The sequence below is a fragment of the Parabacteroides sp. HGS0025 genome (assembly GCF_000969845.1).
GTDB classification, from domain to species: domain Bacteria; phylum Bacteroidota; class Bacteroidia; order Bacteroidales; family Tannerellaceae; genus Parabacteroides; species Parabacteroides gordonii.
The window spans coordinates 2,450,849-2,474,944 of sequence record NZ_KQ033902.1; the positions used below are offsets into that span (position 1 = coordinate 2,450,849).

Genomic DNA, 24,096 nt, shown 5'->3' on the forward strand with positions numbered 1-24,096 from the left:
ATGAAAGAGAGTGTACGGATACTTCGTTTTATCATCGTGGGAACGTTGAATGCCCTTATTACCGCCCTTGTTATATGGGTATTGATGGAAGGGCTGGACTGTAATTACCTCTGGTCGAATGTCGCAGGATACGTTGCAGCCCTTATCAATAACTTCTTTTGGAGCAAGTACTGGATATTCTCAGCCCGTAGCGGAAAATTCCAGCGCGAGATTCCTCTTTTCCTGATCGCTTTCGGTTGTGCCTACGGGCTTCAATTCTTTTCCCTCTTACTCATGGTAGAGTTATGCGATATGAACGAATATCTGGCCCAGTTCCTCGGCCTGTTCGTTTATGGTGCCGTCAATTTCAGCATGAATAAACGGCTTACCTTCTTTCGTAAGTAATATTTTGTGCACATGCAGTGGCACAATAATGCATCTATAGTGGCACAATAGTGCATATACTATGGCACAGTTGTGCAGATGCTTTGGCACAGGTTCTTTTAAGCCTGTGTCGTGTTCTTCCAGATACGTGTCATATAGAACGGCAGGTGTGTAAAGGCGAAGACAAACGAAATGATCAGCAATGTCTTGCTTTCGTTCCATCCCACTGTCTGCTGGTGCCATAATCCGGTGATCACACAGAGGACGGAAAGGGTGATACCTATCATATTGAGCGAAAGCTGTCCTTTGCGATGCTGTTGCATATATTCCAGTTTACTGTGTTTCACCCCGTAGCAGGCATATATATCCAATCCGATCAGCATCCACAGTACCAGGCGTATCCATGTGTCGGCCGGCAGGAAGAGCATCATGCACAGGCAGGTTACGATACCCAGGATGGGGACGAGCGGTACGAACGGGGTCTTAAAGGCACGCTGAACATCCGGCATTGTTTTTCTCACGACCAATACACCCGCACAAACCAGCGTAAAGGCGAATAGGGTTCCGATACTTGTCATTTCGCCGGCTACACGTGCCGGAACAAAAGCCGCAAGTGTCCCTACGAGCAACATAAAAAGCAGGTTGCTGCGTGCCGGTGTGCGGAACTTTTCGTTGATATGCGAGAAGAAAGGAGGAAGCAATCCGTCGCGGCTCATACTCAGGAATACGCGGCTTTGTCCGAGCAGGGTGACCATAATAACGGAGCAGTAACCGAACAGGATAGCCAGTACGATCGCTTTATTCAGCCAGGGATAATCCGGCTGGATGATACCTGCCGCATCCGTATTTCCCATGTGCGAGATGGCAACGGCCACCGGGGCGATCCCTTCCTGGCCGCCGAACTGCGTGTAATGTGCCACCCCTGTCATAACATGGGCAAAAAGCATATATAATACCGTGCATACCAGGAGTGAGACGAGGATACCGATCGGCATGTCGCGTTTCGGGTTCTTGGCTTCCTGTGCCGCAGTCGAAACCGCATCGAATCCGAGAAAAGCAAAGAAAACGATAGCTGCCCCGCGAAGTACGCCGGAGAAACCATACTCGCCCAATGTACCTGTATTGGCCGGGATATAGGGGACATAATTATCCGTATTGATATATTTCCAGCCCAGTGCCACGAAAACCAATACGACCGACACCTTCAGAAAGACGATGATCCCGTTAAAGATCGAACTCCCTTCCGTCCCCCGGATAAGGAAGAGGCTCATCAGGACAACGATCAGGAAAGCCGGCACGTTGACGATCCCGCCATCCCAGGGACAGGCGGTAAGCGTTTGCGGCAAATGGATCCCCAGCCCTTCGAGAAAGACGACAAGGTAGCGGCTCCAACTGATACTGACGGTCGTTGCAGCTACGGTATATTCGAGAACGAGATCCCAGCCGATGATCCATGCGATCAGTTCGCCCATCGTTGCATACGAATAGGTGTAGGCACTGCCGGCCACCGGGATCATCGAGGCAAATTCGGCATAACACAATCCGGCGAAACAGCAGCCCAGTGCGGCGATGGCAAACGACAAGGTGATAGCGGGGCCCGTATATCCGGCGGCGACGGTTCCCGTGATCGAGAATAATCCCGCCCCGATAATAACGCCGACACCCAGTGCCACCAAGCTCCACGGCCCTAATACCCGTTTTAGTGATTTACTTCCTGACTCATTCGCTTCTGCCTGTAAGGCTCCCAGAGGTTTCTTAATGAATAATCCCATTTTGTTTTATTAGTGTGCGTTTAATTGTGTATGGATAACCGTTCCCACACGTAGGAGGGGATCAGCTTCCAGAAAAATACAAGTGTAAAATAGCGCCAGTCGATAATGACACTGCGTTTTTTACGGCTCAAAGCCCTTACGATCCGTTGTGCTACCCGTTCGGGGCGCATCAGCAGCGGATACTTATCGTTTTTCAGCAAGTCTGTCTTAACAAAGCCGGGACGGATGTCGGTGAAATTGATCGGCAGTTTCTCCATCCGGGCTAGTTGAGCCAGTGCGTCTATATAAGTGTTCTGAAATCTTTTGGTAGCCGAATAAGCGGGGGCAGCCCCCAGTCCTTTGGTTCCGGCGATGGAACTGATAACGGCCAGGTGTCCTGCGCCTTGTTCCTTGAAATAGTGATAGGCCGCCGTCACCATACGGGTAAAGCCGATGGCATTGGTGTTGACTGTAGCCAGTTCGATGTCAGTGTTTAATGCCCGGTTTTGGCTGCCGATACCAGTACTGAGCAGAAACAGATCCATGCCGCCCAGTTTGTCGATCAGCAGATGAAACTTTTCTACCGCATCGACCTCGGTAACGTCGAGTTGTTGTATCTCTGTCTGTCCGGGATCTTGTTCCTTAAATGCTTCAAGCCGTTCGATACGGCGTCCGGCCACTCCGACCCGCCAGCCCAACTGACGGTATATTTTAGCAACCTCATACCCAATGCCGGACGTCGCCCCAATGATAACAATCCTTTTCACTATTTTCCGCTGTTTAATAAAGTATAGAGCCACAAATATAAGAATAATATGCCTATCTTTGTATGCATGCTTAAAAACAACGACGTATGGACAGAAAGAAATTACCGATAGGCATCAGCGATTATAAAGAACTGATCAGCGAAGGCTATTATTATGTAGATAAGACCGACTTTATCCGCCAGATAATAGAAAACGGAAGTAAAATCACCCTGCTTCCCCGTCCGCGTCGTTTTGGTAAGACGCTCAACCTTTCCACACTCCGTTATTTCTTTGAGAAGACCGAAGGGAATGTGTATCGCCCGCTGTTCAACGGGAAAAGTATCGAGCAATGGAAAGATTTCGATAAATATCAGGGAAAATATCCGGTGATACTGATCACGCTGAAAGATTGCAAAGCGGATACGTTCGAACAATTCCTGAGTATGTTAGGACAGGAATTGCAAAACGAATTCCTGCGTCATAAGTATTTGTTGGAAGATCCTCGTACTGAACCTGCATATATCCCGGCTTTTAAAGCTATCGTTGAACAACAGGCAACGGAAGTGCAGATACAAAACTCGTTGGCTATGTTGTCTACCATGCTGACTACATACTGGGGCACGCCCCCGCTTGTCTTGCTTGACGAATACGATAGCCCGATCCATGTCGCTTTCGACAAAGGCTACTACGACCGGATGATCGGTTTTATGCGCAACTTCATGAGTGCTGTATTCAAGGACAATACGGATATCTTCCGTGGTGTCATTACCGGCATCCTTCGGGTGAGCAAGGAGTCTATCTTCAGTGGACTGAATAATATTGCTGTATTTACATTGCTTGACCGGCCGATTTGCAGCGCTTTCGGTTTCACTCAGGAAGAAACGGACCGGTTTCTTGACGATTATTCTCAGGGAGAGCATAAAGAAGATGTAAAAACATGGTATGATGGTTACCTGTTTGGTGACGAAGTGATGTATAATCCTTGGTCAGTGCTTAATTATATAATGTATAATGGTGTGTTAGCTCCCTATTGGGTAAACACTGGTTCCGATGTTCTGTTGCGCCATCTGTTGGCCGACGGTCCTTCGCAGATACGCGATGGTGTAGAGGCATTGATACAAGGCTATCCTGTTCGCAGCGTAATAAATGATAAGCTGGCGTTCCCTGATTTGTTGGCTGAAACGGTCAATATCTGGTCATTCATGCTGTTCAGCGGGTACCTGAAAGCTTCCGATCCGGTTTTAACTTCGGAAGATTTGCTGGAATATACGCTGCAAGTGCCCAACCGGGAGGTAAGAACAGTATTCTTTACTATTATCCGTAGCTGGATCAATAAAGGCCCTGTGAAAAACGACCGTCTCGAACGGATGCTACAGGCTTTGCGTATCGGGGATATCGAATACTTCGAAGAGCTACTGAATGACTTCCTGATAAATTCACTTTCTTATTACGATACTTCCGGACGCGATCCGGAAAAGGTCTATCAGGCCTTTATGCTCGGCTTGCTTGCCGGTATGTCCGACTATGAGGTCAGCAGTAACCGAGAAGCCGGCTTTGGTCGTTATGATATCATGCTACGCCCCAAAAACGGACAAGGACAGGCTATCATAATGGAACTCAAACGGCTTCGTCCGAAGGAAACGGTCGAACAGGCACTTGCCTCGGCTCTCCAGCAGATTGAAAATAAACAATATGCCGCTACCCTTTGTGCTGCCGGTTTCGCCGACATCCTCAAAATGGCCATCACCTTCGATGGCAAACGGGTCTGGATAAAGACGGTTGACGAGTGACGCTGGTATGAAAATAATTGAACCGACCCTTCCTGTTTATATATTAATTACGTATATTTGCGAATTACCTGACATAAAAACACTTAATTATGAAAAATTCAGATCCGAAAGTCATGGCAGAGAATGAAAGAAAAGAGTTGCAGGACCGGTATATCCGTTTCGATTGGGCTATCAAGCGTTTGTTGCGCCAGAAGGCCAACTTCGATGTGCTAAATGGTTTCCTGACCGTTATGCTGCGTGAAGAGGTCAGTATCCTTGAAATCCTTGAAAGCGAAAGCAATCAGGAAAGTGCCGACGATAAGTTCAACCGGGTAGATATCAAAGCCCTGAACAGCAAAGGCGAAATTATCATCGTTGAAATCCAGAACACACGTGAGGTTCATTATCTCGAACGTATCCTCTACGGAGTGGCCAAAGCTATTACCGAGCATATCTCGCTGGGTGAAGGTTATCAGAAAGTGAAGAAAGTGTATTCCATCAGCATTCTTTATTTCGATCTGGGTGTGGGTACGGACTATTTCTACCACGGTCAGAACCATTTCACCGGTGTACATACCGGCGACAGTCTGCGTATCAACATGCGTGACCGCGACGCAGTCATCACCCGCCTGCCTGCCGAGATTTTCCCCGAATATATCCTGATCCGCGTAAACGAGTTCGATAAAGTAGCTTCGACACCTCTGGACGAATGGATCAAATACCTGAAAGACGGAACTATCCGTCCGGACACGACAACACCGGGTCTTCGTGAAGCCCGCGAGAAACTAAAGTATTACTCCATGTCCTCGCAGGAACGACATGCTTATGACGAGCACCTGAACGTAATCATGATCCAGAACGACGTCCTCAATACCGCCAAATGGGAGGGCCGGATCGAAGGCCTTGCCGAAGGAAAAGCAGAAGGCCTTGCTGAAGGAGAAGTCAGGGGAAAGGCGAAAGGTCTTGCCGAAGGAGAGGCCAAAGGAAAAGCGGAAGCCTTACGCCGGACGGCAATCAATATGAAAAGCATGGGTATAGAGACTGCCGACATTGCAAAATGTACCGGTCTGTCGGCCGGGGAGATAGAGTCGTTATAATCAAACATTCACAATACCGGAAGTAAGCCGTATTTCCAACTCGAACCGGCTTCTCCCTGTGCAGGAAATGAATATCCCCTGCGCAGCCAATTACAGTTAACCGCGCAGGTAGCGATAAACGCCTGTGCGGCTAACTTTTATCCGGGAGTAATTGTTGTAACTTTGCCCTTGTTTAAAATTGAGGGAAAAGTTATGAAACATAAGGATTTTTGCAAACAGATGCGCTTGCAGGAACAGGAGAAACGTTCTGCGGGCGATGAAAGTACGGCGGACCTGTACAGGGCTGTACGAAACCATTTTATGTTATTTACCGGTAAGAGCGAACTTTTGCTGAAGGATGTGACCCCGCAAATGGTACATGCCTTTCTGAAATGGCTGAAGAACAAAGGCTTAAAGGTGAATAGCATAAACAGTTATATCAGTAACCTGCGTGCCATGTATAACCGTGCTTGCCTGGGATGGAAAAGCCGGCCTCTTGAATCACCGTTTAGCGGTATTCGGTTGAAACGGGAGGAGACGGTAAAACGTGCCGTACCGACTGACGTGATCAAAAAATTGGCTTCGCTCGAACTGAAAGAGGAACCCGGGAAGCAACTCGCCGTCGATATGGCTCTGTTTTCTTTTCTGGCCTGCGGTATTCCTTTTGTCGATATTGCGCATCTTACCAAGGCGAACCTGGAGGAGGGCGGTAAAGTGTTGGCCTATTACAGGCAGAAAACAGGTGTCCTGATCCGGATGGAGGTTACTTTGGGGATGCAACAGCTGATAGATCGTTATAGCCGTCCGGACGCATACTATCTTTTTCCTATATTGTCGGAGGGTGCTACCCACGAACAGTATAAATCTTGTCTGGCAAAGGAAAATGAGTACTTGAAGCAAATCTGTATCGATCTGGAATTGTTGGATATACTGACTACGTATGTATTCCGTCATGCTTGGGCCTCGGAGGCTTATCATCGGGGAGTGCCGATCAGCATCATCAGTCAGGCACTTGGACATACCTCGGAAAAAACAACCCGTATTTATCTGGCAGCCTTTGATCTTGATAAGATGGCAGAAGCTACTCAAATTGTTACTGAAGAAATAGAAGCTATGATGAGGGCTTAGAATATACCCTTATTTATAAAATAAGGGATAAAGTATCGTTTCTATCTCAAATAGAGGTGTTTATAATCTCTTTAATTTATCATTTGAGATAAAGTACTGTGCAAACATAGATAGAATCCTACGAATAAACAAGGCTTCGAAAGTGTTTTATTAAAAAAAGCACACAGATTTAATATATTTTCACCTTTTCTTCTGTTTTATAGTCCTATTACCTAAATTTTAGGTGGTGCAGACATAAAGGGGGCTGGGAGTGCTATCTCTTTAATGTCCGTTAGAAAAAAACTGTTATCCTTTCTGTTAAATTTTTCCCTAAAAGAGTCTCAAAAAGATCCCAATCCTATATTTTTTACCATTGTTGAAGAGTAAAATCCTTCTCCTAAAAAGAGCTTTCTTATTGCTTTCCCCTTATTTTATAAATAAGGGTAGAAAAATAAAGAAAAACTGAATATCAAAAGCTAATAGGGAGATGTACAGGATGAAACAGCAAACACATAAAAAGAGAATGGAAACAATAAGAACCGCACTTTGCCTGTTCCTGCTTTTTATACTTTTCTTTCCGGGAGTAAAAGCCCAGACTACATCATATACGAAAGCAGAATCTTTTTTATTCTCCTTTAAAGAAAATAATGATATGTTCCTGGCTGATTTTGGTGATAACGCCTATCAACTGGAACGAATGGGACAGTATTTGCCTGCTTTCCGTAATCGCCTGTTGACCGGAGGTTGCCACTTACTGATCATATCGCATGTGAGCGCTTACGACTCGGAAGAAGATACAGTCATCAATGAAGCCTCGCTTCGTGCCAATCGGATCCGTGCCTATCTGAAAACCCGGTTGGATATTCCCGGTGATTGTGTAGCATTCTATATCGACCGTAGTGGAAGTTATCGGGATAGGGTACACGTTTATCTGGTGGAATCTCCGCTTCCCTGGTTTGCTAATACTGCGATCCGGTATAGTGAAAGCCGTTATCCGAAAGCCATCCGGGATGCATTGGAGAAATACGGAGCTATCCCCTATGCAGACCTGTTCCGGCGGGGAGAGGCGGGCGGTTACGATCGTGCGGTATACCGTATCGACGATCCGCTGTTCGATCCTTCTGAACTGGAGGATTACCGACTGGCTTCGATGGTGGATAAATCAGTCCGGACTCCTCTGTCTTCAACAGTTGTAACGACACATGAAAAAACGCGAGTTGTCAGGAAAGAAGTTCCGGTGAATAAAGTAACGGAGGATATACCGGCAAAAGCGGATGATCCAGTAGCGGTTACCAGCCGGCATCCGTCTCCTTCAATTCCGGGATCGCCTGTATATATGTCCGTCAAGACCAATTTGTTACCCTGGTTTACGGTATCTCCTTCTATTCAGTTGGGTACAGGAGATGTGAAACTGCAAACCGGCTCCTTTATGCCTAATCTGGAGGTGGAATGCTATTTTTCCGACCGTTGGTCGGTGGCTGTATCGGGAATGTATTCCGATTTCTCCTATAAGAATAAGACACGCGACCGCTGGTCGGTATCCGAATTTTCGGTCGAGCCCCGTGTGTGGCCGCTTACTCCCGGAAAATTTACTTGGCTGAACACCGGCTTGTTCGGTGAATATGGTGATTTCGATGTGCGGGGGAGCGATATAGATCCCGATGAAGAAGTGCTTTATGGCAGGACCGGCCGTTTCTGGACGTTAGGTGCTTCGATCGGTTGCCTGATTCCTTTAGGAAATGGTTTTTGTGCCGAGGCGAGTGTACGTACAGGTTACCGTTCGGTTTTCGACGGGAAGAAATACCGTTATGATAAAATAGACGATAAGAATTATATGGAGAGCCGTTTTTCGTCGACGGGCTTTATGGTCGGGCTGAAAGTCAGCCTGGTGTATCGTTTTCAGATCAGATAAGGAAAGGGTAGAAATATGAAAAAGCAGAAAAAGAGTGGAATAGTGGGTTGGATGGCATTTCTTGTATGTGTCTTTGCAATATCGTCTTGTACCTACCATGTCCCCGACGAAGACTGGGAGAAGAACGGGAAAGTACGTCTGCATCTGGATTGGCAGACCCGGAGCAGTTATCCGTCCGGTATGACGTACTATTTCTATAAAGACGGGACAGGGCATCCGGTAGTCCGCTTGGGAAGTGTTACGGGTTATGAAGGGACACTGCCGTCGGGACATTATAAAGTAGTGGTATGCAATACCGATTGTGATAATGTCCAACTGGAAATGAATAACGGTTACGAACAGGCTCTTGGCAAGGCCCGGCTGATTTCTTCTTTAAAATCCGCTTCCGTACATATTGCACGTCCCGGTAATTTATACGGTACGGGTTGTCAGTCGATCGATGTAGGAGGAGAAAAGACTGTTGTGGAAGAGCTGTATCCGGTCAGTCTGGTGAAGACACTGGAACTCAATATAAAGGTGACAGGAGGGGAAGATATCCGGTTGACGGGGTTATCCGGCCGGTTGACAGGCGTTTCGTCGCAGATACAAATTCCGACCGGAAAAGCATTGTTCGATACGCCGGCTTTTATGGCATTCGAGCCTGAATCAGCTAATCCGGGAGTATACACTTCTTCTCTTAATCTGTTCGGCCTGTCTGACGGAGGAGAGGAGGGCGATCCGGTCGAACTTTACCTGACGCTTACTCTGAAAGACGGAAAAGAGGTCACTTCGTTTACGGATATAACCGGGGAAGTGGGTAAGGCATTCGAGCAAAGCATATCGGCTCATGTCGTACTCGACCTGGAGATCGCGTATGATGAGATAAACGGTGCAACGATCACCCTGTCCGGCTGGAAAGAAGGAACCGGTGAGGCGGGGAACTGAGACAATACTTGATATATATTTAATGTATAGGGAAATGAAGATTAAAAACAGATATGGAGGAGGATGGTATCTGCCTGTATTTGTCCTTTTAGGAGCAATAATGGCGGCCTGTTCGGGTAGTGACGAAGATTTTACTGATCTGTTCGGGCAAAAGCTGGTGCTTCGTGCTTTTTCGGAGAAGCTATCGGGCGAGGTTTCTTTTGCCGACTCTGTATTTTTTGCCAAAGGCAATGAATCGGGAAAGTATACGGATATATGGAAAGCCCGGGTAAAAGAGGATGGGAGCACGAGCCTGGCGGAACCGAAATATTATCCTTCGGACAATAGTCGTATTTACCTGCGCGGCTTTGCTCCCGAAGGTCAGTTGTCTGGTGAGGGGCGGATCGTTTATTCGATCGATGGACGGCAGGACTTGCTGGTGACCGACGAACAAAACGGCTCCCTGACGGATATGTTCTGGCAGGAAGGAAAGTCGTTCCGGTTTACGCATCTGCTGAGCCAGCTACGTTTTCAGTTCCGGTGTGACGAGGCGGGAAAAGAGAAAGGGTGGAAACTTTTCGGCCTTGTGGCGGAAGGGGTACAATGCGATGCGGTATTGTCTCTGTCGGATAAAGGGTTGACTTTCTCCGGTGAACAAAAGGCGTTGATCGTCCTTGACCGGATGGCCGGCGGCGAGTGTCTGCCGCTGGATACCGATTGGGTAGACGTGTCGGAAATGGTCATGATACAGCCTGGTGTTGCGGTGGGCCTGACAGTAATACTGGAAGACCGTGCAGGCAATCTGACGCGGTTCGAGCGGTTGCCGGTATCGTTCCATGAAACGGATGGCTATCCGGCATCCGGCACTTCTTATCTCTTGTCGGTCGTGCTTCGTGCCGATGGTGCCTGTTCCCTGTCGGCACAGGTGTCGGAGTGGAAGAGAGGGAATAACGGAACGGGAGTTATCGATTGAAGATATAGTTATTTAATCAATTAATAAAAGAAAGTATGAAACAAGTATGGATGTATGCCGCTTTTCTGGCGGTAGTGATGTCGGGTTGCTCTTCTTCGGAAGAAGGAGATCTCCAAACATCAGAAATCAGGGTCGGGGCGACCGTAAGCGGAGCCATAACCAAGGCGCCGGTCGTTACGGGCGATACGTTTACGGCAGCTATCACAGCTTTTGAAGGAACCCAAGCTCCTGCATCATGGACTGCTGCATTTGCGTGGCAGAACAGTATCACATTGATTGCTGCCGAAACAGCGGCAGGAACATCGGTTCCTTTGAATGTATCGAAAGTGTATCCGACTACAGGAAATGTTTATATGGCGGCCTGGCATCCGGAGATCGCTTCCGTATCGGGGGTAGTGACTTTTCAGCAGACAGGAACGGAGGATGTGATGTATGGCGGTATCGTCAGCGGAAGCAAAAGTGTTCCTGCAGGAGCGTTCTCCTTTACTCATGCGCTGACGCAGTTGAATTTCCAGGTACAGGCTTCGGATGGTTATCTGACGGCAAACCCGGATAAGAAGATCACAAAAATAGAAGTTTTATCCGCTTCTTATCCAAAGACAATGACGATCGCAGACGGTATTGTAACGTATGCGACTGCAGCTGCATTGCCGGTTCCGGGTATTACATCTACCCAGCTTACCAAAGATGTGACGAAGGTCGGTGAACCTTTTATGATACAGGCATTGAACGGCGTAAAAGTGAAAGTGACTTATGAAGGTGGTACAACCAGTCCGGACATCAGCATTATGGATGCGTCTACCAAAGAAGGTTTGAATGCCCTGGCCGGAAATTCCCATCTAATCACTCTTTCCTTCCTGAAAACAGGTGAAATCGCCATCGAAGGAACAGCCACTGTAGCCCCGTGGCAGGTAGGTGCCTCCGGAAACGGAACGGTAACAGAGTAAAAAGAAGTGATTCACATCTGACAATAAATGAAACTGGTATTATTATTAAACGATAAATGAAATGAGAACGAACAAATTTTTAGTAATGAGTATGTTGGCGACGGTTTTCTTGTGCAGCTGTTCCAACGAAGAAGAACCCGCTGTGGGAGGTATCCCGGAAGCGATGCAGGTAAGTGCCGGTATCGGAGAGGCTACCCGTGCGGTGATCGATGCCGGTTATGGCAGTGACCTGGCCGTATCGTTTGCCCGTTTGGATAATCCGGTATCTAATACGGATTGGACAACGCCGGCTATCGATGCTACCCGCCTCGGCGGTGGCGGCAATACCTCCGTTACGTTTGCAACGGCGCAGACTTATATGCCTGCTAATGGTCAGTCGGTTCTGATCGGTTATTATCCGCAGGCTGCCCTGAGTGGAAAAAACAACCCGACAGTCTCTTACACTATTACGGGCGACGAGGACGTTATGGCAACAGAAGTGCAGACCGGGGCTGCTAACGCCAAGTTTACCCCGTTCACCTTTCAGCACCTGCTTACCCAGTTGCAATTCAAATGCTCCGGTTCGGCGGAAGCAGTTAAGAAATGGACGAAAGTTTCATCTATTACGGTAAAGAACGTATATAACACACTGTCGTTGTCGCTCGATAAAACAAGCGGCGCAACGCTAGCTACAACAGGTTCGGCCAACACCAGCCTGAGCGTGATCGGTTGTCCGGAAGAAGTATCGGCTCCCGATGCAGCCGACCCGCAGACCGGATATCTGATGGTCTATCCCGTAGCGGATATGGGTACGGAGTCTGCCGCTATCGCCCTGGAAGTAAAAGCGACTTATGACGGAACAGAAAAAACATTGCAGGTACCTATCAGCAATATCAGCGGAGGCGCACAGAAGGGACAGTCGCACCTGATCACCCTCAATTTCACGATCGACGGCGAGATCACCATCGAAGCAGGCATTGCCGAATGGCAGCCGGGCAACGGAGGCAGTTCAACGATCACTCCCGGAGCATAACCCTTTTTAGAATAGCAGGAGATGAAGAAAATAATAGTGATAGCCACCATCGCTTGCCTTCGGGCACTAACCGCCTGTTCGGACGGCAGCGATCCTACACCGCAGCCTGTCCCCGAAACGAAGGTATGCCTGGAAGGGGCGATCGGTGTGTCTACCCGTGCAGTGATCGGCTCCGGCTATAAAAAGGATCTGGCTGTGTGTTTTGCCCGGCAGGATGAAACCGGTTCCGGAGTGTATGGTACGTGGAGTGTATCCGGAGCCGTCCGGAGCGGCGGGGCGGGCAACCGTCCGGTCGTGTTCGATGAGACGCAGCTCTATCCGTCCGATGGAAGCAATATCCGTTTGCATGGCTATTATCCGGTAACCGGTGAACCGGATGCTGCGGCAGGTCGGATGACCTTTACAATAGACGGAATGACAGATGTGATGGCGACGGGACCTTTGTCGGGAAACAGCTTTGCTCCCCTGCGCACCTGTACGTTCCATCATTTGCTGACTCAACTCGGCCTGCTTTGTTACAGTGACAGGACAGACCGTTGGGGAGAGATCGCGGGGATAGAAGTAACAGGGGTACATACCCGGCAACAACTGGACTGGCAATCAGTATTGCCCGTGTTGTCCGATGCCTCTTCGGCGGAAGATATTAAGGCTGTCGCCGTGCAGGAGATAGCAGGCCTGGCGATTCCCGAGGTAGAGGAAGGTGGTGAGCTTCCCGAAGCGCAGGGGTATATCCTGCTTCCCGCTTCGCCGATCCCGCTGCAATTGGAGGTGACGACAACAAAAGACGGCAACGGCAATGCGGTGGAGACAGTCTCCCGGGTGTCCGTTTCCGTAGAGGGTGGTTTCCTGCCCGGCAAGCGGCATGTTGTCTCGCTGTTTTTCACCGACGGACGGAAGATACAGGCTACAACGGTCGGCGTAGAACAATGGACGGATCGGGATGCCGGCGAAATACCGATTTAAGTAATAGAATAAGTAATAACTAGTATTTATATTAAAACGAACGAAAATGAAAAAGACAATGACAATGGGCGCTATGGCAGTTGCCCTGCTGACAGCAGTCAGTTGCTCGAACGAGGAAACGGAAATTATTACCGGACCCGGCAACGACGACCAGGTAGCTTTGGGGATCACCCCGAATCTGAAAGTGGATGCCGGAACCAAAGCGGCTACCAAATCTGTCGTGAGCGGTGAGGCGATCGCTTACGATAAGAACAGTTTCTCAAGCGACGATAATGCTCCGGGGTTGGGTGTGTTGGTTACGAACAGCGGTGCTACCGGTTGGTACACGCCCGACGGAACAGAGTATACGGGCCATCATGTATGGTATCTGGGAGATGAAAAGGGAGCTAATTGGATCTCTGTCAAAACAAAAGCCGGCACTTTCGCCGATACGAAAGAAGTTCCTTATTATCTGAGTAAAACAGTCGGTAAAGTATATGCCTATTATCCTTATAGTGCAGATATTACGACCTCTCTTTCTTCTATCTCCTCGGAATCTGACCTGAAAATCCCGGTAACGGTGCTGGCTTCCGGTGAAATAGATGCTACGAAAAACAATGCGAAGAAGTATTGGAACGGCACTAGCTGGGGTACGACTGCCAAGGGGGATCTGGTGAACCTGTCGTTGGCAACTGAAAAGGATTACCTTTATTTTGCAGGAACAGAAGGACGTTATGTAAATAACGGACGTGCCGATGGACAAACACCGGTCACTCCGGATGCCGAACCGGATAATAAGAATACGGACAATCCCGGTTATAAGATCAATCTGGATATGCATCATGCCATGTCGATGGTCTCTTTCCGGGTGTACGACGGTGGTAACCTGAGTACTAATGACGTGAAATTTACTAAGTTCGAGATAAAGAACAATGCTACTTCCGGAGTAAATCCTTTCAAGGTGGGAAGTGGAACCATGTCTTTGGTGGACGGTGCGATTACTGGCCCGTCTACTACAACCGGAATGGCTCGTACGATAACGAACTATATCTTGATGAGACAGGTGGATCCGACAACGGGAACTGAAGGCGAACACGCTTTCAAATCGACAGGTACCAGTACCTCCTCTGTAAACGGTAAATCGGTATCCAAAACGGTCAGTGCCATTGTGTATCCTACAACTTTCGGCGATGGTGAGATCGACGTGGTGGTTACTCTGCAGGAAGGTGCTAACACTCCTGTCGAATATCCGGTAACCCTAACGGCCAATGAATGGGCTGCCAACAACAATTACATCTATACGCTTTCTGCAGGCCGTAATAAGCTGACGGTAATGGATGTTACCGTAGAAGCATGGGTAGATAACGAACAGGACGAAATCCCGCTGTAATCATTTCCATTAAAACAAAGCCCATGAAACAGAATCTATATACATTTCCGCTAGCGGTCTTCCTGTCTTTGTGTACTGCCTGTACACAGGCCGACATCGTTTTGCCGGTAGCCGGTGGCGATGGAGGAGACGGCGGGAAAGACAAAGGTGTCCCTCTGTCGGTAAAGAACCTGGGCTTGTCGGTGGAGATAGAAACGAGAAGCTTAGTGACCGGAGGTCCCGTGAGGAGTGACACCAATCCGAATCCGCTGACGCAGGTAGGACTTTGTGTCACGAAGCAGAGCAGCAGCGGTTCGGTGAGCGTTTATGCCAGCGGAAATAACACGCAGATGTTCACCTACAATTCCGCTACGCCTGCCTGGGAACTGGCAGAAGGCGAAGAGGCGCTCTACCTGTACTCTGAAAAGGGTACGGTATATGCTTATTCGCCTGCCGATAAAAGCGTCTCGCTCACCGGCACTCCCAAAGTGCCGGTGATGAGTAGCGTGAAAGTCTCGGAAAAGCAGAATTTCGTGTTCAATGACGGCAGTGGTGTGGTGAATGCTGCTACCGATGTACTGTGGAATACCGATCAGGATGATTATCTCTATTGCACGGCATCCGATCAGGTGGACCGCTGGCATCCGGAGGTTTCCTTAACCATGCGGCATGCGCTGACGAAGGTGAGTTTCCGTATTCTGGAAGCTGACGGGGGAACAGCATTCGATGGTTTCCATGTGGCTAAGGTGGTATTGAAAAGCAGTGACGGTTTTAAAAAGTCGACTTCTGCCAAGCTGAACCTGTCGACAGGGGAGTTGAGCGGTACGCTGACACCGGTAAGCCAGCTGACCTTTACTGCCGATGGCGATATGCGTGCTGTCGGAACCGGTGTGAACGAACCTGCGCAGGTACCGGTACAGGCCTTCGGGCTGGTGATCCCGGTGACGGGCGTATCCGTTACATTGGAACTGACACTCGACGACGGTCGTGTGTTCACCATGTCTCCGTCCGAAGGAAGTGCTGATCCCGGCACGTTCACGGCCGATTGGGTGAAAGGGAATAATTACATCTATAATATCCGTATGCTTCCGCAAGGAATCGTTATAGCGAATATGGAAGTAGCCGGCTGGAACGACGGTGGTTCGACCGACATTCCGGTAGAATAGGCTGCAACAAACAGGGCGGGCGGGGAGCGATACCCCTCCCGTTCACAAAGAAGAATGTGACAAGTAAAGATTAAAACGAACTGAGATGAAACGGAGTCGAATACAACTATATCTGTATGGGTTACTGGCCGGCAGTTTGCTGGTAGGGTGTACGGCAGGACCGGTGGAAGAGATCGTACCGGAGGAGGCACAGCTGGTGATGCTTAGCTTCGGCAAGCCTGACCTGGGAGTGCCTGCGGTACTGACCCGTGCCGATGAAACGGTGACGACACCGACGCCGTTACCTGTAGGAACAACCGTACGGATCGGCGCTTATTTCACAGGGAACGTCGGGGATAAGCAACAACCTGCTTCTTTTGCTACGGACGAGCCTTCGTTTGAAGCTACTTACAGGGTAGGTGAGGACGGTGCGTTGGTTCCCTGCCGGGTGGATAATGCCGGAAAGGTGGTGGAAGGAGAAGCCAAAGGCTTGCAGGTGAGAGGGGGCGTATACGATTTTTATGCGGTATCACCGGCGCGAAAGCTATTGAAGGGTGCCGATAATAATTATAAGATAACCGGTATCCCCCATAAGGAAGATGTGATGGATGCTTTTGCCCGCGGTGTTGCGGTTGCTAAAGAATCGCGTGTGGTGACACTCGGCACTTTCCGGCGAAAATGTGCGTTGGTGGTATTCAATGTGGCTCCTTCGCCTGACAACGCGCTGCCTTTCGAAACATTGTACGGCACAAAGCTGGAACTGAAAAAGATTTCTTCTTCGGGAGCTTCCCTGATAGCGGGTGAGGATACGGGAATACCGCCCACCGGCGGGAGTGAAGAGGAAGAGGCCCGGATCGTATTTGCAGCCGAAGAATTCGAACCGGTGGAGTCGGACCCTGATAAGATCGGCCTGAACAAGACAAAGGGTATCCTTATTCCGAAGAATAACCAGCCTTTCGAGGTGGAGATCGGTGTTCAACGCGATAATGAAGCGGCTACCTTGAAAGCGACGATCGACAAAAATATCTCGTTCGATGAAGGCAAACGGTATGTTTTTACGCTGGAAGTGAAGAATAACGAAAGCAGCCTTTTGATGAGGGTGCTCGACTGGAATGCGATCGTCTTCAGGGACGATAACGTGGGAGGTCCCGACACGCCTTATCCCGATCCGGATGTGAATGAGGGGATCGGCACTACGATAGTTGTTGCCAAATGGACTGAAATACCCTGGAGCGGAAACGGGGAAATTGGAGGAAATTAAAAAAACGAAATACAATGAAACGAGGAAGTGAAACAGGATGGAGGCCTTTGACGAGGATCGGGAGGTTGCGCATCGGCTTATTACTGGGATGGTTGTTTGTGTATCTGGTCTTATTGCTGACTGGTGGCTGTACGCAGACCGAAGTGGAAGAGGATGTGATCCCTCCCCATGCCCTGAAAGATGTGGAAGCAGGTTTTAACCTGAATGTATTGGCTAACCAGACCCCCGCGACACGTAGCATAACCTTTACGTCCGAGGGTACGATAGAGGCCGATACGTTGGTAGCGGCTGTCGGCGATACGGTTCGTACACGGGCTGCCGCTCCGTTGTCGGAGATACAGGAAAATAAGATCGCCAGTTTGTGGATCGGACAGTACGACGCTACGTCGGGTGCCCGGCTGTTTAGCCAGTATATCGCTTCGATGACCGATAATACGGTGAATGTGAAGTTGAAGCAGAGTCAGAGCGGAGCGAAAAGTCGTGTGTGGTTTGTTGCAAATGCCGGCGACCTGGGAGAAGTGTCCACCGAAAAGGCACTGAAGGAGCGAACATTGGCGTATAAATCCACTGGTGAGGGCTTGCCCGAAGATAACTTATGTAAGATGACAGGAACCTGGGAAGGGATTGTACAGGAAGGTGGTGTGAAAGAGGTTACTGTGAACTTGAAGCGCCTCCTGGCCAAGATTACGTTTACCTATTCGACCGGACTTGATTTTACATTTATCCCTACTTCGGTTATTCTGAGAAACGCTCCTACGTTATCGCAGGTGGAAGCGCCAACGGATCAATTGACGACAGGAGGGATCAGCTATAAAGACTACTCAGGTACGGTCAGCAGTACCGGCGCTACCATCTATTGGTATTTGCCTGAGAATATGGCAGGAACGGTCGGCGGTGAAAATGCTGTCGATTCGGAGAAGAAGAAGACGGGAAAGGGTGTTGTGAATGCTACCTGTATCGAACTGATGGGCAATGCCGTGCAGGGAGGTGTCACTTACAAGAATGTTATTTTCCGCTTTTATCCGGGTAGCGACATGAATAATTACGATATCATCCGCAATTCTCATTATACGATGACGGTCACATTGGTAGGTATAGATGCTTCCGACGAACGTATCACCGTCGGCGAAATACCTCCTATTGAGGTTGATCCGAGTGAAATGCCGGCAAATAAAGGCGGTGAAAAGGATATACAGATTACCGCCCGTCCAGGTCAGCCGTGGGAGTTCAATATGCCTGAGTGGTTATCCGCCGTACTGGATGGGAAAGATATCCCTACGGGTGCAACCATCACGCATCAGGGACCTGCTAATGTAGTATTTAAGGCTGTATCTGCTAATCCGAAAGCAGAAAAGCGATCTGTTTCGTTTAATATCGAAGTGAATGGAGTTAATCAGGAGATAACGATCACTCAAAGCGGTTCGACCCTGACAAAAGGAAATGCTGTTTCGTTAGCGGCAATTACCGGCTCTGAGGGTGCTTCTTCTTTTACGGCTACCGAGGGGTTACAGTGGCTTGCCGCTTTAAGCGACGGTGATGGTTGGCTGGACTGGTCAGGCACAAACCCCGGAACATTCGGTGATGAAGCGCCGGAGGAGGCGCAAGCGTTGAAAGTACGAGCAACTTCTGTAAACCCATCGGCACAGGTGCGTACCGGTAAAATAACGGTGAAAGCCGGTGCTTCGGTGGGGGATGCCACTTACACCGGATTGAAACAGGAGATAGCAGTAACTCAGGCGGGTTCCGAAGTAACAGGTTCGACATTGAATAATATAGTCGCTCAAGGTGCAACCGGTGATGCTTCGTTTACGGTTACAAAAGGTTTGGTCTGGGCTTCGAGTGTCACTTCGGGCAATTGGATAACTATCAATTCCGGCGGATCGGGCACGCCTACTACCGGATCTGCTCAGACAATCAATTATACGGCTACCGTTAACCCGTCTTCTTCTGGCCGGAGCGGTAAAATAACGGTTCGTGCAGGTGATACTTCTACCGGACCGACAGGCGATATTGTTCTGAACCAGCTGGGAGCAATATTGAAGGTGAGTGATGCCAAAACGGTGGCAGCTACCGCTTCTACTACTGATTATGTATCTACTTTTTCGGCTACGAAAGGTTTATCGTGGAACGTATCGGAAAATATGGATTGGTTGACTTTGACCGGCACAACTGAGGGTACAAATAACACTATCGGTACGAATCAGAATATAACGTATAGTACGGTTGTTAATCCGAATGCCTCTACCCGCCAGGGAACGATTACTGTAAAAGCTGGCAATGCTGTCGGTAGTACGGATGAAGGATTGACCAGAACGATAGCAGTGACTCAAAGTGCATCATCCTTAACAGCTTCTGTCAGTCCAACAACAGCATTAGTTGCAACAACAGGTGCCGGCGGTACTTATACAATGAATGGCACTAGCGGATTGTCATATTCCTTCACCGTCGGTTTTCCTTCGTGGTTGACAGTCACTAATGGTACTGCTTCTACCGGTGGCGGAACGACTAGTGGTTCTGATCAGCAGTTAACTTATAAAACGAGTTCTGTAAATCCGAATGGAACTGAACGGAAAGCGACAGTAACTGTGAAAGCCGGTAATATGACAAAAGATGTAGAAATCAAGCAAGCTGCTTCTAGTTTTAGCCGAACGAATCCGTCGGGCCAAATAGCAGCTGCCGCAAACAGTAAAGTAACGGGTTCGGTTACCGCGACAGACGGTTTGGCGTGGACAATAACACCGGCTACTAATAATAATATAACGGTGAGTCCTACCAGTGGTACCGGTAATGCAACGATCACTTTTACGGGTACTGCCAATACCGGTGCTGAGCGTACTGGATCATTTACTTTATCGGCAACCGGTGCCAGTCCTGCACGTACACTGGCATTAAGTGTTACGCAAGTGGCTGGCGAAACACCAGCTACAACAGGCAACCTTCAAGTATGTAAAACGGATGGAGGCACCATGAATTGGAGTAGTGCTAATTCATATTGTAGTAACCTTACAGCAGAAGGTAAAAGTGATTGGTATTTGCCATCGAAGGATCAGCTGCTAACTATGTATAACAATAAGAGTTCGTTACAGAACACCGCCGGCTTTACACCGTTTGCGAGCGATTACTACTGGAGTAGTACGGCCTACAGTAGTGGCTTACACTGGGTCGTGTACTTCAGCGATGGCTACAGCTACGACACCAACGACAGCAACAGTCGCTATGTTCGCTGTGTCCGGGATAAATAGTCAATTTATCAATTTAACAATTTGAAACCCAAAGACCGCCGTAAGGCGGTCGAAATTTGAAAATAAAAAGGAGGTATGCTTATGATATAAAAGAATAGTTTGGACTTCAGAATACCGTTAGTTACGGCATACGGTAGCGCCAAGATTCAGACGAATCCGGTTGTCCACAGGGCTTGCCTTGTTAGAATTACCCCGGGGAGCCCCGGCAGTAAGTTATAAGTGACAACTACGAACGTTTGTGAGCAATAACTACTGGAGTAGTACGGCCAACAGTAGTGGCAAACACTGGATCGTGAACTTCAACAATGGCAACAGCAACAACAACAACGACAACAACAATCTCTATGTTCGCTGTGTCCGGGACTGGTTTGAAATCTGTAAATCTGATTGTCAAGTAATTATTTAAGTAAAGGAGAAAAGATGTATAAGAAATAGTTTGGACTTCAGAATACCGTTAGTCACGGCATACGGTAGCGTCAAGATTCAGACGAATCCGGTTGTCCACAGGGCTTTGCCCTGTTAGAATTACCTCGGGGAGCCCCGGCAGTAAGTTATAGTGACAACTACGAACGTTTGCGAGCGATAACTACTGGAGTAGTACGGCCAACAGTAGTGGCAAACACTGGATCGTGAACTTCAACAATGGCAACAGCAACAACAACAACGACACCAACAATCGCTATGTTCGCTGTGTCCGGGACTGGTTTGAGTCTTTAAGCCTGATTGTTTGTAATTATTTAGTATAAGAAAAAGAGAATAGTATAAGAAAATAGTTTGGACTTCAGAATACCGTTAGTTACGGCATACGGTAGCGTCAAGATTCAGACGAATCCGGTTGTCCGCAGGGCTTGCCCTGTTAGAATTACCCCGGGGAGCCCCGGCAGTAAGTTATAAGTGGCAACTACGAACGTTTGCGAGCGATTGGTACTGGAGTAGTACGGCCAACAATAGCAACAACCACTGGATCGTGCGCTTCAGCGATGGCAACAGCAACAACAACAACGACAACAACAATCGCTATGTTCGCTGTGTCCGGGACTCGTTTATGAATCTAAAAATAATGAAGTAGGAAATGAAAATAGACTTTGAATCATTGGTGCAGGCATGGTACGACTGCCGTAAGACAAAACGGAGAACAACTGCTGCAATGGAATTTGAGATGGATGCAGAGCATAACCTCTATACATTATATAAAGAGATAGAGGAGGGCTGCTATAAGATTTCACGTTCGGAGGCATTTATTGTAACGGAACCTGTGAAGCGGGAGGTGTTTGCTGCTTCGTTCCGTGACCGGGTGGTGCATCATTATCTGGCAGCGCGTATCAACCCGTTGTTTGAGAAAGAATTTATTCTGGACAGTTATTCATGCCGTACCGGCAAGGGAACATTATTCGGTATAAATCGCTTAAAACGGTTTATCGCCCAGTGTTCGGCCAATTATACGAAAGATTGCTATGTCCTTCAGTGTGACATACGTGGCTTTTTTATGAATATAGACCGCCGATTGCTGGCGGATAAGTTGGATAGGTTTCTGCGTGCCAGATATGAAGGCGACGATTTGGAAACCGTTCTTTATCTGACCCGGCTGATCGCTTTGGATAACCCTGTATCGAGGGTACATATAAAAGGTTTCCGGTCTTTATGGAAAGGCCTGCCGAAAGATAAGAGTCTGTTTTCGATGAACGGCATGCCGTTGCCGAATGAGACGAAACCCCGGCAACTGGACTTGTTTGTCTGTAACCGGGAGTTGGGTTTGCCGATCGGTAACCTGACCAGCCAGTTATTTGCCAACTTTTACCTGAACGGTTTCGACCATTATTGTAAGAGCAAGCTGGGGCTGCGTTATTACGGACGGTATGTAGACGATTTTTTTGTCGTGCACAACGACAAGGAATATTTAAAGAGCCTGATCCCCTTATTTCAGCAGTATCTGCAGGAAGAACTGGGGTTGACCCTGCATCCGAACAAGATACGGCTGACCCATTATACGAACGGTATCCGTTTTGTCGGAGCTATCGTAAAGGGACGTGTTATCCTGACGGGGAAACGGGCTGTGAAAGGGATGCGTAAGGTGATAGGAGAATATAATTATAAGGTTTCCAAACACCCGTTGAGCGAAGATGAAGAGGAACATTTTCTACAAAGCCTGAATTCGTATTTAGGACTGATGAGACATCACAGTAGTATGAACCTGAGGAAGAAGGTCAGGGAATGGCTTTCGCCTGCACTGGATAAACTGTATTATGTCAGTCCCGAGAAAATAGTCCGGAAGGAGAAGGTGCGCCTGTTGCGCCACCAGACTGTCAGGAATATTTGCTCGACTATAATAAGAGCTCAGAAAAAGGCCGGGCTGGTTCCCGGAAATTACGACGATCTGTATCCGGTAATATATGCATCCAGATACAATTGTTATGAAATATTGAATCATGGCTTTACATACTGAAACTCCGCTTTATCTGCGGACGGTTGAACTGATAAAAATGATCTATGCCGTCTCGCACCATGCTCCCCGGGAGTATAAATACACCCTGATGCAGGATATCCGCAGGGACGCGATGAACCTGACCCGTTGTATCTACCGGGCGAATGTGTCGTTGGACAAGTCGCCCCACCTGATGCAACTGGTGGATGAGTTCGAATTCCTGAAACTGGAAATCCGCCTGTGTAATGATCTGCGTATCATCGATACGGGTAGTTATGCCAAGCTGGTTCTGTTGATGGAAGATATCGGACGGCAGATAACAGGGTGGCGGAAAAGTGTAATCAAATAAAAGAAATTATTTATGGACTTGAAACAGAAGCTGGCTTTGGAGACAGCCGGGAGTACTCATATATACTTGTATCGCGAGGGCCTTTTCTGGAAGGCGTATGAGCGTTCGGCAATTAAGTTTATACAGACCATTACCGTTTATCAGGTAAATACCCGTTTCTGTAAGGTAGTCAATATGGAAGTGATCTCTTTGGGTTTTCCGGATGCGGTTCTACCGAAGATACTTGAAAACCGGGAATACGAGCAACCGGATGAAAAGCGGCTGGTTATCCGTTCGGTATTGCTTGGCGACGAGGAGTTTGCCACGGAGAAAAGCCGGTATATATCCAAGATGATGCAGGCGTTGAAAAAGGAAGCATTGCAGGAAACCGTCCCTATCAGGAAAGAACCGGATGCCGGTGCGCAGGTGCTGGAACAGTTGCGTCTGTATGACATCGCGGGGGTGACCCCGATAGAGTGTATGATCTTCCTGTCGTCGTTGAAGAAACAATTGGAAAATAACATAACATTTAAAGACAACTGATTATGAACAAAACAGATTTAGTGAACGCATTAGCGGAGAAGATGGGTATTCCGCAGTATAAATCCCGCCAGTTCCTCAATGCTTTCCAGGATGTGCTGAAAGATTCGCTGGGGCAGGAAGCGATAGTGCTTCAGGGGTTCGGAACGTTTGAACCCTGGAAACAGACAGAGCGGCAGGGACGTAACCCGCGTACAGGTATTCCCTGTATGATTGAAGCCCGTACGAGCGTGAAGTTCAAACCCGGAAAGTTTTTATTGAAGGCCTTGAATACCCACGACAAATAAC

Annotated in this window: 21 protein-coding genes; 19 read left to right on the forward strand and 2 right to left on the reverse strand. The window is 48.4% G+C overall.

The annotated features are described in order from the left end of the window. Nucleotides 1-384: a GtrA family protein gene (locus tag HMPREF1212_RS09510; RefSeq protein WP_028729052.1), complete on the forward strand. Its 384-nt coding sequence runs from the start codon at nucleotides 1-3 to the stop codon at nucleotides 382-384. 98 nt (nucleotides 385-482) lie between these two features. Here HMPREF1212_RS09510 and HMPREF1212_RS09515 read toward each other — a convergent pair whose 3' ends face one another. Together HMPREF1212_RS09515 and HMPREF1212_RS09520 are read right to left on the reverse strand one after the other, a co-directional pair. After that, nucleotides 483-2,135, reverse strand: coding sequence for an amino acid permease (locus HMPREF1212_RS09515; protein ID WP_046149203.1), 1,653 nt, complete (start codon nucleotides 2,133-2,135; stop codon nucleotides 483-485). A 20-nt stretch (nucleotides 2,136-2,155) separates the two neighbouring features. Next, nucleotides 2,156-2,881, reverse strand: a complete 726-nt coding sequence (locus HMPREF1212_RS09520; RefSeq protein ID WP_046149204.1) for an SDR family NAD(P)-dependent oxidoreductase — start codon at nucleotides 2,879-2,881, stop codon at nucleotides 2,156-2,158. A gap of 86 nt (nucleotides 2,882-2,967) precedes the next feature. Here HMPREF1212_RS09520 and HMPREF1212_RS09525 point away from each other — a divergent pair, with 86 nt between their 5' ends. The 18 genes from HMPREF1212_RS09525 (at nucleotide 2,968) to HMPREF1212_RS09605 (ending at nucleotide 24,095) form a co-directional block, all read left to right on the forward strand. After that, on the forward strand, nucleotides 2,968-4,650 hold the full coding sequence (locus HMPREF1212_RS09525; RefSeq protein ID WP_028729055.1) for an AAA family ATPase: 1,683 nt from the start codon (nucleotides 2,968-2,970) through the stop codon (nucleotides 4,648-4,650). Nucleotides 4,651-4,739: 89 nt separating this feature from the next. Then, nucleotides 4,740-5,726 carry an Rpn family recombination-promoting nuclease/putative transposase gene (locus tag HMPREF1212_RS09530; RefSeq protein ID WP_046149205.1) on the forward strand — a complete coding sequence of 329 codons (987 nt, stop codon included), beginning with the start codon at nucleotides 4,740-4,742 and terminating at the stop codon, nucleotides 5,724-5,726. Between the two features lie 192 nt (nucleotides 5,727-5,918). Beyond that, entirely contained in the window at nucleotides 5,919-6,833 is a 915-nt protein-coding gene (locus HMPREF1212_RS09535) for a tyrosine-type recombinase/integrase (protein ID WP_052724961.1), read from the forward strand. Nucleotides 6,834-7,335: 502 nt separating this feature from the next. Beyond that, nucleotides 7,336-8,724 carry a DUF3575 domain-containing protein gene (locus HMPREF1212_RS09540; RefSeq protein WP_087880890.1) on the forward strand — a complete coding sequence of 463 codons (1,389 nt, stop codon included), beginning with the start codon at nucleotides 7,336-7,338 and terminating at the stop codon, nucleotides 8,722-8,724. Nucleotides 8,725-8,739: 15 nt separating this feature from the next. Then, entirely contained in the window at nucleotides 8,740-9,648 is a 909-nt protein-coding gene (locus HMPREF1212_RS09545; RefSeq protein ID WP_046149206.1) for a DUF5119 domain-containing protein, read from the forward strand. Nucleotides 9,649-9,682: 34 nt separating this feature from the next. Next, a complete protein-coding gene (locus HMPREF1212_RS09550) occupies nucleotides 9,683-10,600 on the forward strand; it encodes a fimbrillin family protein (protein ID WP_046149207.1) in 918 nt (305 codons plus the stop codon). A 35-nt stretch (nucleotides 10,601-10,635) separates the two neighbouring features. Then, on the forward strand, nucleotides 10,636-11,547 hold the full coding sequence (locus HMPREF1212_RS09555; protein ID WP_046149208.1) for a fimbrillin family protein: 912 nt from the start codon (nucleotides 10,636-10,638) through the stop codon (nucleotides 11,545-11,547). A 61-nt stretch (nucleotides 11,548-11,608) separates the two neighbouring features. Beyond that, nucleotides 11,609-12,559, forward strand: a complete 951-nt coding sequence (locus HMPREF1212_RS09560; protein ID WP_046149209.1) for a fimbrillin family protein — start codon at nucleotides 11,609-11,611, stop codon at nucleotides 12,557-12,559. 21 nt (nucleotides 12,560-12,580) lie between these two features. Continuing rightward, the gene (locus tag HMPREF1212_RS09565; protein WP_028729063.1) at nucleotides 12,581-13,522 is read left to right on the forward strand and encodes a fimbrillin family protein; all 942 of its coding nucleotides are present in this window, start codon (nucleotides 12,581-12,583) and stop codon (nucleotides 13,520-13,522) included. Nucleotides 13,523-13,568: 46 nt separating this feature from the next. Further along, nucleotides 13,569-14,891: a fimbrillin family protein gene (locus HMPREF1212_RS09570; protein WP_046149210.1), complete on the forward strand. Its 1,323-nt coding sequence runs from the start codon at nucleotides 13,569-13,571 to the stop codon at nucleotides 14,889-14,891. A 23-nt stretch (nucleotides 14,892-14,914) separates the two neighbouring features. Beyond that, nucleotides 14,915-16,036 carry a fimbrillin family protein gene (locus HMPREF1212_RS09575; RefSeq protein ID WP_046149211.1) on the forward strand — a complete coding sequence of 374 codons (1,122 nt, stop codon included), beginning with the start codon at nucleotides 14,915-14,917 and terminating at the stop codon, nucleotides 16,034-16,036. An 85-nt stretch (nucleotides 16,037-16,121) separates the two neighbouring features. Next, the gene (locus tag HMPREF1212_RS09580) at nucleotides 16,122-17,276 is read left to right on the forward strand and encodes a BF2992 family fimbrillin-A clan protein (RefSeq protein ID WP_046149212.1); all 1,155 of its coding nucleotides are present in this window, start codon (nucleotides 16,122-16,124) and stop codon (nucleotides 17,274-17,276) included. A 14-nt stretch (nucleotides 17,277-17,290) separates the two neighbouring features. Beyond that, on the forward strand, nucleotides 17,291-20,518 hold the full coding sequence (locus tag HMPREF1212_RS09585; RefSeq protein WP_082099861.1) for a BACON domain-containing protein: 3,228 nt from the start codon (nucleotides 17,291-17,293) through the stop codon (nucleotides 20,516-20,518). Between the two features lie 835 nt (nucleotides 20,519-21,353). Next, nucleotides 21,354-21,587 carry an Lcl domain-containing protein gene (locus HMPREF1212_RS27560; protein WP_157316985.1) on the forward strand — a complete coding sequence of 78 codons (234 nt, stop codon included), beginning with the start codon at nucleotides 21,354-21,356 and terminating at the stop codon, nucleotides 21,585-21,587. 3 nt (nucleotides 21,588-21,590) lie between these two features. Then, the gene (locus HMPREF1212_RS09590) at nucleotides 21,591-22,961 is read left to right on the forward strand and encodes an RNA-directed DNA polymerase (protein WP_052724962.1); all 1,371 of its coding nucleotides are present in this window, start codon (nucleotides 21,591-21,593) and stop codon (nucleotides 22,959-22,961) included. After that, nucleotides 22,945-23,289, forward strand: a complete 345-nt coding sequence (locus tag HMPREF1212_RS09595; protein WP_046149214.1) for a four helix bundle protein — start codon at nucleotides 22,945-22,947, stop codon at nucleotides 23,287-23,289. Before HMPREF1212_RS09590 ends, HMPREF1212_RS09595 begins: the two co-directional genes overlap by 17 nt. Before the next feature lie 12 nt (nucleotides 23,290-23,301). After that, nucleotides 23,302-23,811: a hypothetical protein gene (locus HMPREF1212_RS09600; RefSeq protein WP_046149215.1), complete on the forward strand. Its 510-nt coding sequence runs from the start codon at nucleotides 23,302-23,304 to the stop codon at nucleotides 23,809-23,811. Nucleotides 23,812-23,813: 2 nt separating this feature from the next. Beyond that, nucleotides 23,814-24,095, forward strand: a complete 282-nt coding sequence (locus HMPREF1212_RS09605) for an HU family DNA-binding protein (protein WP_028729070.1) — start codon at nucleotides 23,814-23,816, stop codon at nucleotides 24,093-24,095. Nucleotide 24,096: the final 1 nt, after the last annotated feature.